The sequence below is a fragment of the Jiella endophytica genome, assembly GCF_004519335.1.
GTDB classification, from domain to species: domain Bacteria; phylum Pseudomonadota; class Alphaproteobacteria; order Rhizobiales; family Rhizobiaceae; genus Jiella; species Jiella endophytica.
Genome location: NZ_SOZD01000002.1, coordinates 595,209 through 611,260, shown reverse-complemented (window position 1 = coordinate 611,260; position 16,052 = coordinate 595,209). Strand labels below are relative to the sequence as shown.

General features: G+C 65.4%; 12 protein-coding genes. 3 read left to right on the top strand and 9 right to left on the bottom strand.

Annotated features, from left to right (window positions below; genetic code table 11):
* Positions 1 to 92: 92 nt before the first annotated feature.
* The 6 genes from E3C22_RS07895 to E3C22_RS24445 all read right to left on the bottom strand — a co-directional run bounded on the left by E3C22_RS07895 (position 93) and on the right by E3C22_RS24445 (position 8,393).
* Positions 93 to 3,152, bottom strand: a complete 3,060-nt coding sequence (locus E3C22_RS07895) for a cytochrome P460 family protein (RefSeq protein ID WP_134761454.1) — start codon at positions 3,150 to 3,152, stop codon at positions 93 to 95.
* Positions 3,153 to 3,422: 270 nt separating this feature from the next.
* Positions 3,423 to 4,214 carry an amino acid ABC transporter ATP-binding protein gene (locus E3C22_RS07890; RefSeq protein WP_134761453.1) on the bottom strand — a complete coding sequence of 264 codons (792 nt, stop codon included), beginning with the start codon at positions 4,212 to 4,214 and terminating at the stop codon, positions 3,423 to 3,425.
* 20 nt (positions 4,215 to 4,234) lie between these two features.
* Positions 4,235 to 5,734, bottom strand: coding sequence for an amino acid ABC transporter permease (locus E3C22_RS07885; RefSeq protein WP_134761452.1), 1,500 nt, complete (start codon positions 5,732 to 5,734; stop codon positions 4,235 to 4,237).
* Positions 5,735 to 5,746: 12 nt separating this feature from the next.
* Positions 5,747 to 6,937: an amino acid ABC transporter permease gene (locus tag E3C22_RS07880; protein ID WP_134761451.1), complete on the bottom strand. Its 1,191-nt coding sequence runs from the start codon at positions 6,935 to 6,937 to the stop codon at positions 5,747 to 5,749.
* Positions 6,938 to 7,095: 158 nt separating this feature from the next.
* On the bottom strand, positions 7,096 to 8,115 hold the full coding sequence (locus E3C22_RS07875) for an amino acid ABC transporter substrate-binding protein (protein WP_134761450.1): 1,020 nt from the start codon (positions 8,113 to 8,115) through the stop codon (positions 7,096 to 7,098).
* Between the two features lie 134 nt (positions 8,116 to 8,249).
* Positions 8,250 to 8,393: a hypothetical protein gene (locus E3C22_RS24445; protein ID WP_167591685.1), complete on the bottom strand. Its 144-nt coding sequence runs from the start codon at positions 8,391 to 8,393 to the stop codon at positions 8,250 to 8,252.
* A 21-nt stretch (positions 8,394 to 8,414) separates the two neighbouring features.
* On the opposite strand from E3C22_RS24445, the gene metC reads away from it, so the two are divergent.
* The gene (gene metC / locus E3C22_RS07870; RefSeq protein WP_134761449.1) at positions 8,415 to 9,521 is read left to right on the top strand and encodes a cystathionine beta-lyase; all 1,107 of its coding nucleotides are present in this window, start codon (positions 8,415 to 8,417) and stop codon (positions 9,519 to 9,521) included.
* A gap of 284 nt (positions 9,522 to 9,805) precedes the next feature.
* Positions 9,806 to 10,456, top strand: coding sequence for an outer-membrane lipoprotein carrier protein LolA (locus E3C22_RS07865; protein WP_134761448.1), 651 nt, complete (start codon positions 9,806 to 9,808; stop codon positions 10,454 to 10,456).
* Between the two features lie 141 nt (positions 10,457 to 10,597).
* Here the strand turns inward: E3C22_RS07865 and E3C22_RS07860 are convergent, their stop codons facing one another.
* Positions 10,598 to 11,362 carry an alpha/beta fold hydrolase gene (locus E3C22_RS07860; RefSeq protein ID WP_245514843.1) on the bottom strand — a complete coding sequence of 255 codons (765 nt, stop codon included), beginning with the start codon at positions 11,360 to 11,362 and terminating at the stop codon, positions 10,598 to 10,600.
* Between the two features lie 21 nt (positions 11,363 to 11,383).
* On the opposite strand from E3C22_RS07860, the gene E3C22_RS07855 reads away from it, so the two are divergent.
* Positions 11,384 to 12,916, top strand: coding sequence for an AI-2E family transporter (locus tag E3C22_RS07855; RefSeq protein WP_245514842.1), 1,533 nt, complete (start codon positions 11,384 to 11,386; stop codon positions 12,914 to 12,916).
* A gap of 38 nt (positions 12,917 to 12,954) precedes the next feature.
* On the opposite strand, the gene E3C22_RS07850 is transcribed toward E3C22_RS07855, so the two are convergent.
* Together E3C22_RS07850 and E3C22_RS07845 are read right to left on the bottom strand one after the other, a co-directional pair.
* Complete coding sequence (locus tag E3C22_RS07850; protein WP_206026920.1) at positions 12,955 to 13,590, bottom strand: SDR family oxidoreductase; 636 nt, start codon at positions 13,588 to 13,590, stop codon at positions 12,955 to 12,957.
* A 205-nt stretch (positions 13,591 to 13,795) separates the two neighbouring features.
* Positions 13,796 to 15,913 carry an OmpA family protein gene (locus E3C22_RS07845; RefSeq protein WP_245514841.1) on the bottom strand — a complete coding sequence of 706 codons (2,118 nt, stop codon included), beginning with the start codon at positions 15,911 to 15,913 and terminating at the stop codon, positions 13,796 to 13,798.
* Positions 15,914 to 16,052: the final 139 nt, after the last annotated feature.

Below are 16,052 nucleotides of genomic sequence, written 5' to 3'. Positions count from 1 at the left end.
ACCCCCATGGAAGCCGGTCACCGCGCTACGGTCTAAGCGGTCAGCGCCTATCGCGGCCAGCTGTCAAACTGCGACCGTTCCGGCCGGATCCGTCACTGAGGGCAGACGGCGCTGGCGTTGACGGCACTGCCCTTCGCGGCGTCTGCGCCAGTCTTGCCAGCGCCCCCCGCCGGCGATTTGGAGCAGGCGGCCGACACCATCTTCAGCTTCCAGTCGGCCGCCAGCGTATCGGCAAGTTCGAGCTTGCTGGTCAGATAGGCGAGGCGGTCGCGGTCGGTGCCCTTGGCGGTGCAGAAGCGGTCCTGCAGGTAGAAGGGCGGGATCGCCTGGTAGTAGAGCGTCGCCTCGACGCTCGCGACCGGCCCGGACAGCTTCGCCGTCTCGATGTCGTAGGTGATCGTGTCGCCACCGCCAGTGACATAGTCGGGATCGTCGCCGACACCGACTGAACCGGTATCCTCGGCCAGCGCCTCGCCCTTCGAGCCGAGGGCATTGGCGATCCGGACGCGCTGCTCGAACGGCAGATAGCCCGAGGGCAGGATGCGATTGTCCTTCACATGGCTGCAGATCGACAAAAAGCTCGTCGTCAGCTGGCCGGCAGGCGCCGCGTCGTGGCCGCAGGAGGGCGCGCCGGAAGGCGCCGGCGTCGAGACGAGTTCCTGATAGATCTGCGCCTCGTCCTCGGAGCTGATCGTCTGGTAGTGCGGCTGGTGGCGCCGCTCCAGCGGCGCGATCCGGGCCGAGCAGTCGGGTGTCCACCAGAGCTCGCCGGGGAGCGGCTCGCCCTTGCCGTTGACGATCACCCCGGCTCCGTTCGTCCCGCCGGAGGTCCACAGCGCCTTCCCCTCTGCATCGAGGGCGCGGAACTCGACGAAGGCCCGGCGGAAGCCGACGCCCGAGGGAAACTTGTGACCCACCTTCGAGGCGATCTGCACCTTCGCCTTCAGATGCCCGGCGTCTTCGGACAAGGAGGTCACCGCGATCGAGGCGGAGAGGCCCTCGGCATTTTCGAGCATCTTGTTCCGGGTGGTGACGATGTTGTCGATGCCCTTCGAGACCAGCATCGGATCCTGGACGGCGATGCCGAGGAAATCCGGAAACTGGTCGGCCATCTCGATCAGGAAGACATTGAGCCCGACCAGCGTGTGGAGGGCGAAATTCGCCCGGCGTTCGAGGTCCAGGACATCCGGACCGAGGCCGTTTTCCACCTCGGGGAAACTGCTGTGCTCCTGGATGCTGGCGATCTTCGAGACCAGCGGATTGCCGGCGTCGTCCTTCGACTTCATGTGGCAGCCCTGGCAGCTTTCCGCCTTGGGTCCGGCGCCGAGCGGCAGTTCGCCATTCGCCGTGACGCCGGTGCGATAGTCGCTGAACGCCCATTCGGGATAGGTGGTCTGCTCGAAGGTGTAGCCGAGGAGCTTGCCCCGATCGAGCACCGGCAGATGCACCGTATGGCAGCTGCCGCAAAGGTCGGACTTCAGGAAGCTGTCGTCGTGGCCGGGCGTGATGCCGAGGGCGTTCTTCATCGGCACCTGCTTCGGGTGCTCGAACGGGCCCTTCAGCTGGTCGGCCGGGCCGACGAAATAGCTGCCGGTGAAGGTGCGGGCGAAGCCCTCGGCGAGATTTTTCGGATTGAGCTGGTCCTGCCTATCGAGGACACAGCGATTGGCCGGGCTGCCATTCGCCTCGGCGACGTCGGCATCCTTGAAGATCGCGTGATGGCAGGCGGTGCAGGAAATGCCGTCGCGGGCGAGCGCGCCGAAATCGGCGAGTTTCGCCGACGGATTGCCGGGCGGATAGGGCACCGCATCGGCCATGGCGCGCTCGAAATCCGGGCAGCTACCGGTCTTCAGATGGTCGTCGAGCTGGAACTGCCGCTGACCCTGGATGCCGTGGCAGCCGAGGCAGATCGACTGGACCTCTGGCGAGACGTCCGGATGGAAGCTCTGGGTCTCGCTGGCGAGCTGCGAAAAGAAGATCGGGTCGCGGCCGGCAAGCCCCATTGGCGAGTTCCGCCAGGTGCCGTAGGGCGACATGTTGATCAGCTTGGTGCCGTCGGGATTGTGCACCTGATCGACCGGTGCCGGCCTGGTCATGTCGAACTGCAACCCGGTGCTGCCGGCGTCGTGACAGCCGACGCACTGGTCCGAGGTGAGATATTGGCTCTTGGCGGTGGTTTCGCGATGCTCCTTCACCCAGACGGTGTCGTAGCTCGCCGACGGCATCTGGAGCGCGTCGATCGGCTTCGGCAGCGAGGCGAAGACGTAGTCGAAGAGCCTGGCGACGTCGGCATTGAGCTCGCCGGGCGAAGGCTTCGGATCGTCGACCGCCGGGGGCAGCTCGGTCAGAGCCAGATGGTGGGGCTCGGCGCCAAGATCGAGGGCGAAATCCTGCGACAGGAAGCTGATCGGCCGGCCGGGCTCGCCCTCGATGTTGGAGAGGTTGGAAAAGGTCGAGTTGCTCACCGCCGAGGCGTGGCAGTTGAGGCAGTACTGGCCGAAGCCCTGATAGGGAAGGCCGTTGGAGGGCCGCGGCGGCCAGTCGATATTGGCCTTCGGATCGTCGCTCCAGCCGTACCAGCCCCAGTACCAGCCGTCATGCGAAGCCTCGGCGTCGCGCACCATGAAGGCGGCGCCGCTGGTCGGCTTCAGCATCAGCGGATCCTCCTTGGCGCACAGCGCCGCGGGGGCCGGATACATCTCCTTGACGATCATCGCCCCGTCGGGAACCGGCGGTTCCTCGGCGGGGCGGGCGGCCTCGTCTGCCGGCCTTGCGACCTTCAGCCACTTCACGAAATCGGGCGAATACCAGATGACGACCGGCGCATGGGTGCCGAAGTCCTTGCCGCTCCAGGTGCCGCCCGCAAGATTGGCGACATAGGGGCCGGTGTCGCGGACATATTTGTCGCGCACCCAGCCGGCCTTGGCGTCGCGGTGACAGAAATGTCCGAAATACTGGTTGAGGGCTTCCTCATATTCGTTCAGCGGCAGCGCCGCCGGCCGCTTCACCACCGGCTCGAGCTTCTGGCAGAGCGAGAGATCGGTCGGCACCTGTGGCGTATCCTGAAGGGCGCTGCAGGCGGCCGTCGCAGAGCTCGAAGCCGAAATGCCGATGGCGAGCGCCAGCAGCCCTCCCGTGATCCTGCCCGACATGACCCCCTCCTCCCCGATTCGGATGCCGCTGCGGGAATGGTACAGGAATCTGGAATCAATAGAAGTTGAAATCGACCTTGGCGTACCGAGTATCGTTTTCAGATCGTCAATATTTCCGGCGATTCGAAGCTTCACCGCCAATAAGAAGGGGGCCATACGGCCCCCTGATGACTTGCGAAAACAGCGACTTGCTCTGGCGAGGCCTTGCCTGCGGCCGCCGGTCTTGACTGCGGGCAGGGTGGCCAGGGGGCTACTCCCGGCCTGCCGATATCAGTGCAGGATCTGCGACAGGAACAGCTTGGTGCGCTCATGCTGCGGGTTGGTGAAGAAGGCGTGCGGCTCGTTCTGCTCGACGATCTGGCCGGCATCCATGAAGATCACCCGGTTCGCCACCTGGCGGGCAAAGCCCATCTCGTGGGTGACGCAGAGCATGGTCATACCCTCTTCGGCGAGCCCGACCATCACGTCGAGCACTTCCTTGATCATTTCCGGGTCGAGGGCCGAGGTCGGCTCGTCGAACAGCATGACCTTCGGATTCATGCAGAGCGAGCGGGCGATGGCGACGCGCTGCTGCTGGCCGCCGGAGAGCTGGCCGGGATATTTGTTCGCCTGCTCGGGGATCTTCACCCGGCTGAGATAGTGCATGGCGATTTCTTCGGCTCGCTTCTTCGGCATCTTGCGGACCCAGATCGGCGCAAGGGTGCAGTTTTCCAGGATCGTCAGATGCGGGAAGAGATTGAAGTGCTGGAACACCATGCCGACCTCGCGGCGCACCTCGTCGATCTTCTTCAGATCGTTGGTCAATTCGATGCCGTCGACGACGATCGTGCCCTTCTGGTGATCCTCCAGCCGGTTGATGCAGCGGATGGTGGTCGACTTGCCGGAGCCGGACGGACCGCAGATGACGATCCGCTCGCCGCGACGGACGGTGAGGTTGATGTCGCGCAAGACGTGGAACTCGCCGTACCACTTGTTGACGCCGATCATCTCGACGGCGATCTCGTCGGAAATCTCCATCTTCTTCGGCGTTTTGGCCGGGGCGGCTTCGGTGTCGAGGCTCATGTCAGGAGGTCCTTGGTTTTTTAGTTCTTGTGACCGGTGTCGAGACGCCGCTCGGTATAGATCGAGTAGCGCGACATCGAGAAGCAGAAGACCCAATAGAGCAACGCGGCGAAGATCAGGCCCGTCGCCGGCGTCGATGGGGTGATCCAGGCCGGATCGTTGAAGCCGCGCCTGACCGTGCCGAGCAGGTCGGCAAGGCCGATGATGTAGACCAGGCTCGTATCCTTGAAGAGGCCGATGAAGGTGTTGACGATGCCGGGGATGACCAGCTTCAGCGCCTGCGGCAGGATGATCATCCGCATCTTCTGCCAGTAGGTGAGCGCCATGGCGTCGGCGCCCTCGTACTGGCCCTTGGGGATCGCCTGCAGGCCGCCGCGGATCACCTCTGCCATATAGGCGGCCGAGAACAGCGCCACGCCGACGCAGGCGCGCAGCAGCTGGTTGAAGGTCACGCCTTCCGGCATGAACAGCGGCAGCATGAAGTTCGCCATGAAGAGGACGGTGATCAGCGGCACGCCGCGCCAGAACTCGATGAAGATCACCGACAGCAGCTTCACCGCCGGCATCTGCGACCGCCGCCCGAGCGCCAGAAGCACGCCGAGCGGCAGCGACGCGCCGATGCCGGACAGCGCCACCACGAGGGTGAGCATCAGCCCGCCCCACAGATGCGTCGGCACATAGGTGAGGCCGAAATTCGTCGACATCAGGAAGAGGAACAGCACCACCGCCGCTGCCGGAAAGAACATCCGCAGGACGTTGCCGCCGTCGCGTCGGGCCATGAAGCCGGCATAGAGCACGGCGCCGAGGGCGGCGAGCGAGGCGAGGAAGGAGATCAACGACGGCCAGGAAAAGCGGAAATCGAGGAAGACAACCGTGCGAGCGTCGACCAGCCGTGCGACGACGAGCGCGATCAGTGACAGGATGGCTGCGCCGATCGCAATCTTCACCGGCATGCTGTGGGTGCCGACCTGCGGTTCCGACGAGACGTCGGCGATGGTGACGCCGGCGGCGATCAGAAACAGCACCGCCATGCCGCCACCGGAGAAGGAAAAGCGCCCGCCCGTGAGGAGCACCAGCGTGACCACCGGGAAGACGCCGAACAGGAGAACGGCGTTGAGCCGCTTGTAGGGCACTTTCGGGATGGCGAGGCCGGCGACGAGAACGACGAGCGCCGCCATCAGGATGAGGACACGCCAGCGCTGGTCGATCGGATAGGTGCCGAAGATGAACTGCTCGAACTTCGCGCCGATGAAGGCCCAGCAGGCGCCGCCATGGCCGCCGCCCTCGACCAGGCAGGCTTCACGGCCGGAGCCGGTAAACACCGCATCGACAACGGCCCACTGGAAGATGTGCCAGACGGCCCAGGCGACGACGATGCCGGCGGCGATCGAGAGGACCGAATCGAGCGGTGTCGCGAAGAGATTGCGGCGCACGACGCCGAAGGCGCCGACCTCGCTCTCGGGCGGCGGCAGCGCCGCCTTCTGTTCCTTCGAAACGTATTGGAAAACCTGTTCTTCCATCGATCGGTCCCCTCAGCGCTCGACCAGCGCCATCTTCGAATTGAACCAATTCATGAAGATCGACACGGACAGGCTGATCGTCAGATAGACCAGCATCCAGATGCACACGACCTCGATCGACTGACCAGACTGGTTGAGCACCGTCGAGCCCACGGCGACGAGCTCCGGATAACCGACGGCAAGGCCGAGCGATGAGTTCTTGGTGAGGTTCAGATACTGGCTGGTGAGCGGCGGAATGATCACCCGGAAGGCCTGTGGCACGACGACGAGGCGCAGCGCCTGGCCGCGGGTGAGACCGAGCGCGGAGGCCGCCTCGTTCTGCCCCTTCGACACCGACATGATGCCCGCCCTGACGATCTCGGCGATGAAGGCGCCGGTATAGATCGACAGCGCCAGCCACAGCGCGATGAATTCCGGCCGGATCTGCAGGCCGCCGGCAAGATTGAAGCGGTTGGCCTTCGGAAATTCGAGCTCCGCCGGAAGACCGGTGACGAGGAAGACGACGATCGGCAGGCCGATGATCAGGCCCAGCGCCGGCCACAGCAGCGGCTTGCGCTCGCCGGTCGCCAGCTGATGCGCCTTGTTGCGGCGCGACAGCGCGAAGGTCGCGACGATGCCGACGACGAAGGCGATGAGGGTCGCCCAGGCGACCGGGCTGAAGACCAGGCTCGGAACCTGCAGGCCGCGATTGGTCAGATAGACGCCGAAGACGTTTTCTTCGAGCCCGCGCGGGCCGCTCAGCACCGACAGGACGCCGAAATACCAGAACAGGATGACCAGCAGCGGCGGGATGTTGCGGAAGGTCTCGACATAGACCGTCGACAGCATGCGGATGAGGAAGTTGCCCGACAGCCGGCCGATGCCGACGACGAAGCCGAGAATGGTGGCGAGCGTGATGCCGGCCGCCGAGATGATCAGCGTGTTGATGATGCCGACGACGATCGCATGGCCGTAGGTGTCGTTCGACGAATAGGCGATCGGCGTGATGGCGATGTCGAAGCCGGCGCGCGACCAAAGAAAACCGAAGCCGGAGGCGATGTTGGCCTCGGCGAGGTTGCGCGCGGTGTTGGTGACGATCCACCAGACGAAGATCACCAGGCCGATGATCAGCCCGGCCTGGATGACGATGCTGCGCACCGTGGGATTGGTGAGGATCGACGATCCGCGCACGGCACGCGGGGCCGCCTGTGTCTCGACGCTCATGGCGACGAACTCCTGTAGAGCGCTGGAAAACCGCAAAAGCGCGGCCCCTCGGGTTCACGCCCTGCGGCGCGTCCCTTGCGCAAACGACCTTGGTCTGACGGCTTCGCCACGATTGAAACGGGCGCCCCGCAAAGGGGGCGCCCGGACATGAGGTCAGATCAGCGGATCGGCATGCCGTACTGGATGCCGCCCTTGGTCCACAGGGCATTCTGGCCGCGCTGGATCTTCAGAGGCGTATCGACGCCGATGTTGCGCTCGAAGATCTCGCCGTAATTGCCGACGGCCTTGATGATGTTGACGGCCCAGTCCTTGGAGAGGCCGATCGAGGCACCGAAGTCCTTGTCCTGGCCGAGCAGGCGCCGGATCTCCGGATTGTCGGAGCTCTTCATCTCCTCGACATTGTCCTTGGTGACGCCCAGCTCCTCGGCGTCGAGCAGCGCGTAGTGCGTCCACTTGACGACGTTGAACCACTGGTCGTCGCCCTGGCGGACGGCCGGGCCGAGCGGCTCCTTGGAGATGATCTCCGGCAGGATGACGTTGTCGTCGGGGTTCTTCAGCTCGAGGCGCGAGGCGGCGAGACCGGAGGCGTCCGTCGTCAGGACGTCGCAGCGGCCCGAGTCATAGGCAGAGTTGACGTCCGACTGGGCCTCGATGACCACCGGGTTGTAGTCCATCTTGTTGGTGCGGAAGTAGTCCGCAAGGTTCAGCTCGGTGGTGGTGCCGGACTGGACGCAGACGGTGGCGCCGGAAAGCTCCAGAGCCGAATTGACGCCGAGGTCCTTCTTCACCATGAAGCCCTGGCCGTCATAGTAGTTGACGCCGGCGAAGGCGAGGCCGAGCGTGGTGTCGCGATCCATCGTCCAGGTGGTGTTGCGGGCCAGCATGTCGATCTCGTTGTTCTGCAGCGCCGGGAAGCGCTGGACAGCCGAGAGCGGCGAATACTGGACCTTCGACGGATCGCCGAAGACGGCCGCCGCGACCGCCTTGCAGTAGTCGACGTCGAGGCCCTGCCACTCGCCCTTGTCGTTCTGCGACGCAAAGCCCGGAAGACCGGTGTTGACGCCGCAACGAAGCTGGCCGCGCTCCTTCACGGTGCCGAGCGTCTGTGCAGAAGCCGCACCGGCGCCGAGCCCTGCGATCGTCAGACCGAGCACGGCGGTCAGAAGCTTGGAATTCATCAGGAAGCCTTCCCCATCTGGGTTATCGTTGTACCTTTGGCCGCACCGCTGCTATGGCGGCACGGCGGCGGCGGCGCCGCTGAAAATCTTCGAGCACCCTCACCAACCGCGGCAATTCCATGACAAAAAATTAATCAGGTCAAGCTGCCGGTATTTTCTTCCGCAAATTTACCGGGCGAAACCGTCGTTGCTGCAGACAAAATAGTCATGAGGACGAACCATTGACCACCGATCGCACAAACACCCGGCAATCCGGCCCGAATACCCTTCTGGCCCATGGTCCTTACGATCCCCGATCCATGCACGGATTCGTCAATCCTCCGGTGGTTCATGCATCGACAGTGCTGTTCGAATCCACCGAAGCGATGAAGAAGCGCCAGTCGCTGCCTTATACTTATGGACTACGCGGCACCCCGACGACAAAGGCTCTGGAGGAGGCGCTCAGCGAGCTAGAAGGCGCCCATGACACGATCCTCGTGCCCTCGGGCCTTGCCGCGATCACCATCCCGCTCCTCGCCTTTCTCGGCGCCGGCGACCATCTCCTGGTGGTTGATTCCGTCTACACGCCGACCCGGACGTTCTGTAACGGCACGCTGAAGCGGATGGGCGTCGAGATCGAATATTTCGACCCGCATGTCGGTGCCGGCATCGCCGAGCTGATGAAGCCGAACACCAAGGTGGTGTTTCTCGAGGCACCGGGATCGAACACCTTCGAGGTGATGGACGTGCGCGCCGTCTGCGACGCCGCCCACGCCGGCGGCGCCGTCACCATGCTCGACAACACCTGGGCGACGCCGCTCTATTTCCGGCCGCTGGAGCATGGCGTCGACCTGTCGATCCACGCCCTCACCAAATATCCCGGCGGCCATTCCGACGTGATGATGGGCTCGGTCTCGGCGAATGAGGCGACCATCAAGCGGCTGCGCGACACGCAGATGCAGATTGGCGTCAACGCCGCGCCGGACGACGTCTATCTCGTCCTGCGCGGCCTCAAGACCATGGGTGTAAGGCTGGAGCGGCATCAGGCCTCGGCACTGGAACTCGCCGGCTGGCTCGAAAGCCGCGACGACGTCGCGGAGGTGCGCCATCCGGCGCTGTTCTCCTTCTTCGACCACGAGCTCTACGATCGGCAGTTCTCCGGGTCCTCCGGCCTGTTCTCCTTCCTGCTGCCGGGCGGCTTCGACCAGGCGGCGGCCTTTCTCGACGCTCTGCGGCTGATCGGCCTCGGCTATTCCTGGGGCGGCCACGAGAGCCTTGCCGTCGCCGTCGATCTCAGCGACCGGACGATCTGCAAGGGACCGGGGAACGGCACCTTCATCCGCCTGCAGGTGGGCCTCGAGGACGTTCCGGACCTCAAGGCCGACCTCGAGGGCGGTTTTGCCGCGGCGTCCGCGGCCCGCGGCTGACCGGGCCGCTCCACGCTCGCCCTGCGGGCTCACTTTCCGGAGAGGCCTTCTGCGAAACACCGCGAAAGCCGCCTCATCCGGGCGGCGACGCGGTGTCGCGCCATGGTTAGGCCCCATTGCAGCGTGAGGAAACCTTCACGACATAGCTTGGCGGAGCATTCCCGCGAGCAGCCCGCCGACCGGCCCGTCTCGACGGCCGGAGCGACCGGGCGAAAGAGCGACAAGCCGGACCACCGGCGAGACGTCGAAGGGCGCACTTCGAAAAGAGAGGAAGCCGCATCAAGATGGCCACGATCCTTCATTCCATCCGCACTGCCGGGCGCCGCGCGCTGATCGCCGGCGCCGTCGCAGCCCTCGGCCTTGCCGCCGCTGTCCCGGCCGCACAGGCGCAGGCGAGCGCCGCCGCGCAGAAGATCGCCGATCACTTCGCCGCCATCCCCTCGATGCACGGCGACTTCGTGCAGTTCGATTCCAACGGCCGGCAGTCGGAAGGCAAGTTCTACATCGAGCGACCCGGCAAGGTCCGTTTCGACTACGCCAACGCCCCCCTGCGGGTGATCGCCGACGGCTCGACCGTCGCGATCAACAACAAGAAGCTCAACACCTGGGACACCTATCCGCTCTCGCAGACGCCGATGAAGCTGCTGCTCGACCGGCGCATCAACCTCTCCCAGGCGAACATCCAGAGCATCAAGGAAGATCCGGACCTGACGACGATCGTCATGGGCGATCGCTCGGTCTTCGGCAATTCGCGCATCACCATGATGTTCGATCCGACGAGCTACGATCTGAAACAGTGGACCATCCGCGACAAGCAGGGGAAGGAGACCACGGTCATGATCTACAACGTCAAGGAAGGCGGCAACATCCAGGATTCCGCTTTCAAGATCCCCTATACGGCGATCGAGCAGGGCCAGACCGGCAACCGTCGCTGACGGACCGGCCGGCGCGCCAGGCGCCGGGCGGAAGCAAGTCGCATCATCAAGAGGGAGCACGTCACGTTCGTGCTCCCTTTTTGGCATCTGGCAGACGGGCCCGCAGGTCGAGAATGACCGGCCCCTCAACTCAACGCCGGACTATCCGAAGAACGCCAGCATCGCCGCCAGCGTCGCGTCCGGCGCTTCCTCGACGAGGAAGTGCCCCGCCTCGATCGGCCCGCCGCTCACCTCGTCGGCCCATCGGCGCCAGATCTCCAGCGGGTTCTCGCCCTTGCCGGGAATGCCGCCGGCGCCCCACAGCGCCAGCATCGGCACCGCGATCTTCCGCCCCGCCTTCCGATCCTCGCGGTCGAGCCGCCAGTCGATCGTCGCGCCGGCGCGGTAGTCGTTGCAGGCGCCATGCACATGCTCGGGCTTGGAAAAATGCTCGGCATATTCGGCGAGAGCCTCCGGCGCAAAGGCGTTGAGGGACCGCGAGCCCGCCCAACTGGCAAGGGTGTGCCGCAGATAATAGGCGGGATCCGCCCCGATCAGCGTTTCTGGCAGCGGATGGGGTTGCGCGAGGAACGGCCAGTGATAGATCGCCATCGCCTCCGCGGCGTCCATCGCCTCCCACACTTCCGCCACCGGCACGATGTCGAGGACCGCGAGCTTCGTCAGACGCTCCGGCATGTCGAAGCCCATCCGATAGGCGACCCGCGCGCCCCGGTCGTGTCCGGCGACGGCAAAGCGCTCATGGCCGAGCAACGTCATCACCGCCGCCATGTCGCGGCCCATCTGCCGCTTGGAATAGGCGCGATTGTCCGGGTCGTTCTTAGGCACCGACGAGCGGCCATAGCCGCGAAGATCCGGAACGACGAGGGAGAACCGCTCGGCGAGTCGTCCAGCGATCGGCGCCCACATCGCGCCGGTCTCGGGATAGCCGTGAAGCAGGAGCAGCGGCGGACCCTCACCGCCGATGCGGCAGAAGATCTCAGCACCCTCGCCGGGAATGACGCGTGTGTCGAAATCTTCAAACATGACAAATTCCGTTCATTGTCTCGGTCTTTCGCTGGGGAGAGGTTCGCTGATCACCGCGCAAACTTCGCTCCACCAAGACCATCTGACCTGCTGTCATGGGAGGTCGCGTGCGTTCTCCCGCTTCCAGATAGACAGGCGTGCAACGCTTTCACTCCCGGCGACCATGAGCCGGACGCGCTCCAGGCGATTGTGGCGACAATCTGGTGGAACGATCGCCATCATTTTCCGTTGATCGGAGAAGCCGGGCTGGGGGTAAAATTGTCGTCGGAAAAAGAAGCGAGCAGGCGGAGCGACCAGCGCTCGACGACGATCTCCCCGACCATCGGCCTCGTCAATACGCAGAACTTCGAAAGCGGTCCGCGCTGGGCCGTGATCGGGATCTTCTTCATCCTGCTCTTCGGCGCGCTCTATCTGACTGCGAGCTTCGTCCTGCCGGTGATCCTGGCGATCATCTTTGCGCTGGTGATGAGCCCGATCGTGCGGTTCTTCCGGCGCCGTCTGAAAATATGGGAGCCGCTTTCGGCGCTCGTCCTGGTCGTCGGATCCTTGATGACGCTGATGCTGGGCTTCTACATGCTCAGCGACCCGATCACCAATCTCGTCAACAACGCCCCGCGTTACGCGGCGGCGGTCGACCACGAGATGCGTGCGGTTCGCGATCGGCTCGACCGGTTCCAGGCGGCCCAGCAGGAGGTGCGTCAGGCCGCTGCGGAAAGCCCGTCCGACAAGCCCCAGGACCAGAAGCCGCAGGAGGTGATCGTCAAGAATCCGGGTCTCCTCGACAACGTCACGCAGACCGCGCCGCAGATCGTCGCTTCGATCGCTTTCTCGCTGATCTTCCTGTTCTTTCTTCTGGCCTCCGGCGACCTGTTCTATCAGAAGCTGGTGCGGGCGATGCCGACGCTGTCCGACAAGAAGCGCGCACTGCACATCGCCCACGACATCGAGCGGGAACTCTCGCGCTATCTCTTCACCATCACGCTGATCAACATCTGCCTCGGCATCGCCGTCGGTGCCTGCCTCTGGTGGGTGGGAATGCCGACGCCGGTCGTCTTCGGGGCGTTGGCGACGCTGCTCAATTTCATCCCCTATATCGGTTCGATCATGGGAATGGCTCTCGTCGGCGTGATCGCTCTTGCCGAGTTCGGCCACCTCACCAGCGCCGCGGTGCCGGTGTTGCTGTACCTTGCCTGCACCACCGTGGAAGGCCAGTTCCTGACGCCGATGATCGTCGGACGACGACTGGAAATGAATGCGGCTGCCATCTTCCTGGCGGTGGCCTTCTGGGGCTGGATCTGGGGTGTGGTCGGCATGTTCCTCGCCGTGCCGCTGATGGTCTGCATCAAGGTGTTCGCCACTTATGTCGAGCCGCTGACGGCACTCGGCGACTTTCTGTCGGCCGAACAGGCCCGTCAGCCGGACGATGACGACGATTGAGCCGGTCTGCGCAGCACGCGCGCAGACGCCTTGCGGCGTCAGTGCGCGTAGATCATCTTCCGGGTCATGCCGCCGTCGACGACCAGCGTCTGGCCGGTGATGAAGCCCGATTGTTCGCCGTCGAGAAGGAAGGCTGCGGCCCTCGCTACATCCTCCGGCTCGCCGACCCGGCCGACCAGATGCTGGGCGTGGTCGACCTCGCGCAGTTCCTCGCCGGAGACGTTGATCCAGCCGGGCGCCACCGCGTTGACCCGGACCTCCGGCGACAGGCTGACGGCGAGCGAATGGGCGAGGGCGAAGAGCCCGCCCTTGGTCGCCGAATAGGATTCGGTGTCGGGCTCCGACATGAAGGCTCTCGTCGAGGCGACGAGCAGCATCGCCCCACGGCTCCTGCGCAGGGCCGCGCCGCCATGCTTGGCGAAGAGGAAGCTCTGGGAGAGGTTGACGTCGAGGACGCGGCGCCAGTCCTCGTAGGACAACTCCGCCGCAGGCAGCCGCTTCATGATGCCGGCATTGCAGACGATCCCGTCGATGCCGCCGAAGCGGCCGACCGCCCGGTCGATGCAGGCGGCGACGTCCGCCTCGCTCGCGACGTCGCCGGTCAGCGTGAGGAGGCGATCGGCGACAATCGCCGCTTCGCCGAGCTTTTCGAGCGCCTCGCCGTCATTGTCCATCGCGACGACATGGCCGCCTCTCGCATCTCGAGCGCAATGGCCCGGCCGATTCCGGATGCGGCACCGGTGACGATGATCGTCCGGTCTTTCAAAGCCATGGCGAAATCTCCTTCTCAAAAGCGCCGGGCCGGCGCCTCCTTCGAAGCGTCGGCCCGGCGGGTTTTTCACCTGTACTCGCAGGCTCGCGTCGCGAGCCCGGGATCGGTCAGTTCTGCGACGTCTCCACCGGCTTCACCAGCGCGGTGATGCGGCGCACGGTGACCCGCCGGTTTTCGGCATTCGCCGACTGGGTGTCGACCTTCAGGTCGGATTCGCCGTAACCCTGGGTCACCAGATTTTCCGGCGGCACGTCGAAATACTGCGTCAGCGCCGAGGCGACCGACTCGGCCCGCCGGTCGGAGAGATCGAGATTGGAAATCTCGCTGCCGACGGCGTCGGTGTGACCTTCGATCAGGAAGGTCTCGGCCGGATTCTTGTCGACCACCTCCTTGATCGCATCGGCGAGGGCTTCCAGCGTGTCGGCCTGATCGCGTCCGATCTCCGCCGAACCGGTGTCGAAGTTGATGGTGTTGAGGTCGATCCGCCGGACCTTGTCGCGGATGCGCTCGGACCGCACCACCTCGTCGACCGAGTAGATCCGGCTGACGGTCTCCACCGGCGGGGCGACGAGCGTCCGGTAGTAGAGATCCTCGTCGGGCCGGTCGACGTCGACGACATATTCGTCGCGCGGAATGTCGACCCGCAGCGGTGGCAGGTCGCGGCCGGGATCGAGCTCGTAGGTCGGCCGGCGATCGTCCTCCGAATAGGGATCGTAGAACAGCACGACCTCGCGGCCGTCCGGCATGATGCGCGAGCGGCGGACGATGTCGCCATAGCTGTTGGTGATGGTCACCACCTGGACGCCGTTCTCGCGGACGATCGTCTGGCGGGTGCGGCCGCGGGGCAGGCGCTCGTAATAGGTGTCCTGAGCATTGCGGGACAGCCGGTCGTGATCGTCGCCCTTGATGAAATAGGCGGCCGCACCGCCTGCCACGGCTCCGGCGGCGGCGGCGCCGATGATCGACAGGATCTGCCGCCCGTCATCGTCGCGCTTGACCACCTTGACGTTGTCCGGAAGCCTGCCGTCGAAACGGTCCTCCGGCCGCCGGTCGCGCCCGTCACGGTCTCTGTCGCCACTGTCGCGGCGATCGCGGTCGGCACGCCTGTCGCCGCGCCTGTCTCCACGATCGCGGCCCTCGATCCGCTCACCCTTCTCCTCGGTGATCGGCGTGACCTTTACCGGTTCCTGAAGCTTCTGGACGCGGGCGTCGCTGGCATTGATCCGGCCGGGATCGACCTTCTGGTTCTGCGTCGCAGCGGGCACCGGCTCCGGCTTGCCCTCAGGCCGTCTGCCGGGCTCGCCGCGTTGGTCCGCCCGCTGCGGCTTCTGTCCATCTTGCTGTCGGGCGTCACCGGCATTGGCGTCGGCTCCCGAAGGCTCCTGGCGCTTCGGCTTTGCCGGAGCCTCGGCGGCCTGGCCGCGGTCGCCCGCACTGTCACCCGCGGCATCCTTGGACGGCCGGCGATCCTCGCCTGCCTGCTGGTCGCGGCGCTTCTGCCGGGCGTCGTCCTTCGACGGCGCGGCAGCCGGGACAGGCGCATCGGGCGCGCTCTTGCCGGGCTTTTCCTCCGGAACCGGCTCGTTGGCCGGTCTTGCCTCGGGTTTCGCCGCGGAATTTTCGGCTTCCGCCGGTTTTTTGCGCTGCTTGGCCGGCTTTTCCTGCGAGGCCGCGGCCTTGGCGTCAGGCTCTGCCGCCTTGTCGCGGCCCTTCTTCTGCCGCGGCGCCTCGTCGGGCTGGGCTGCCGTCTCGGCTGCCGGCTGCTTGCGGTTCTTGCGCTCCTCGCGAGCCTTGCGGGGCTCGGCCTCCGCTGCCGCCGGCTCGGGCGCCGCCTGCTGCTTGCGCTCCGGCGCGGCGGGCTTTTCCGCGGCAGCCTGCGGCTCACGCTGCGGCGCCGGTTCGGCTGCCTGCTGGCGCCGCTGTTTCGGCTCAGGCGCCTCGGCCTTGGGCGCGCGCTTCTCGGCCTTCGGCTGGCGCTCGCCGCCGGCTTCCTGATCCTGCTTGCGGCGACGCTTCAGCTCCGCCGGGGCCTCGTCGGCCTGCGCCAACAGGATTGTCGCTGGCTCTCCGGCCGGAGCGGTGCTCTCGGCCGGCACGAATTCGGCGGACATGACGCGCGCATTCGTCGCGGCGTAAGCGGGCGTGGCGATCGGCCCGGTGAGGGCCGTCGATGCGGCGAGGGCGGCAAAGCCGATGAACCGGCTGCCGCGAGTGATTTTCGACATATGGAAGTGACCTTCGCGTTTCGTCCCTTGCGCTAACCGTTCCGCGTCCCGGCGTCGGCCGCCCGGCAAGTGCCGGGCAGGACCGCACGCAGATTCCCGCGCGGTTCAGGTTCCCCTCGAACGGCCAGGGACGGCGAGG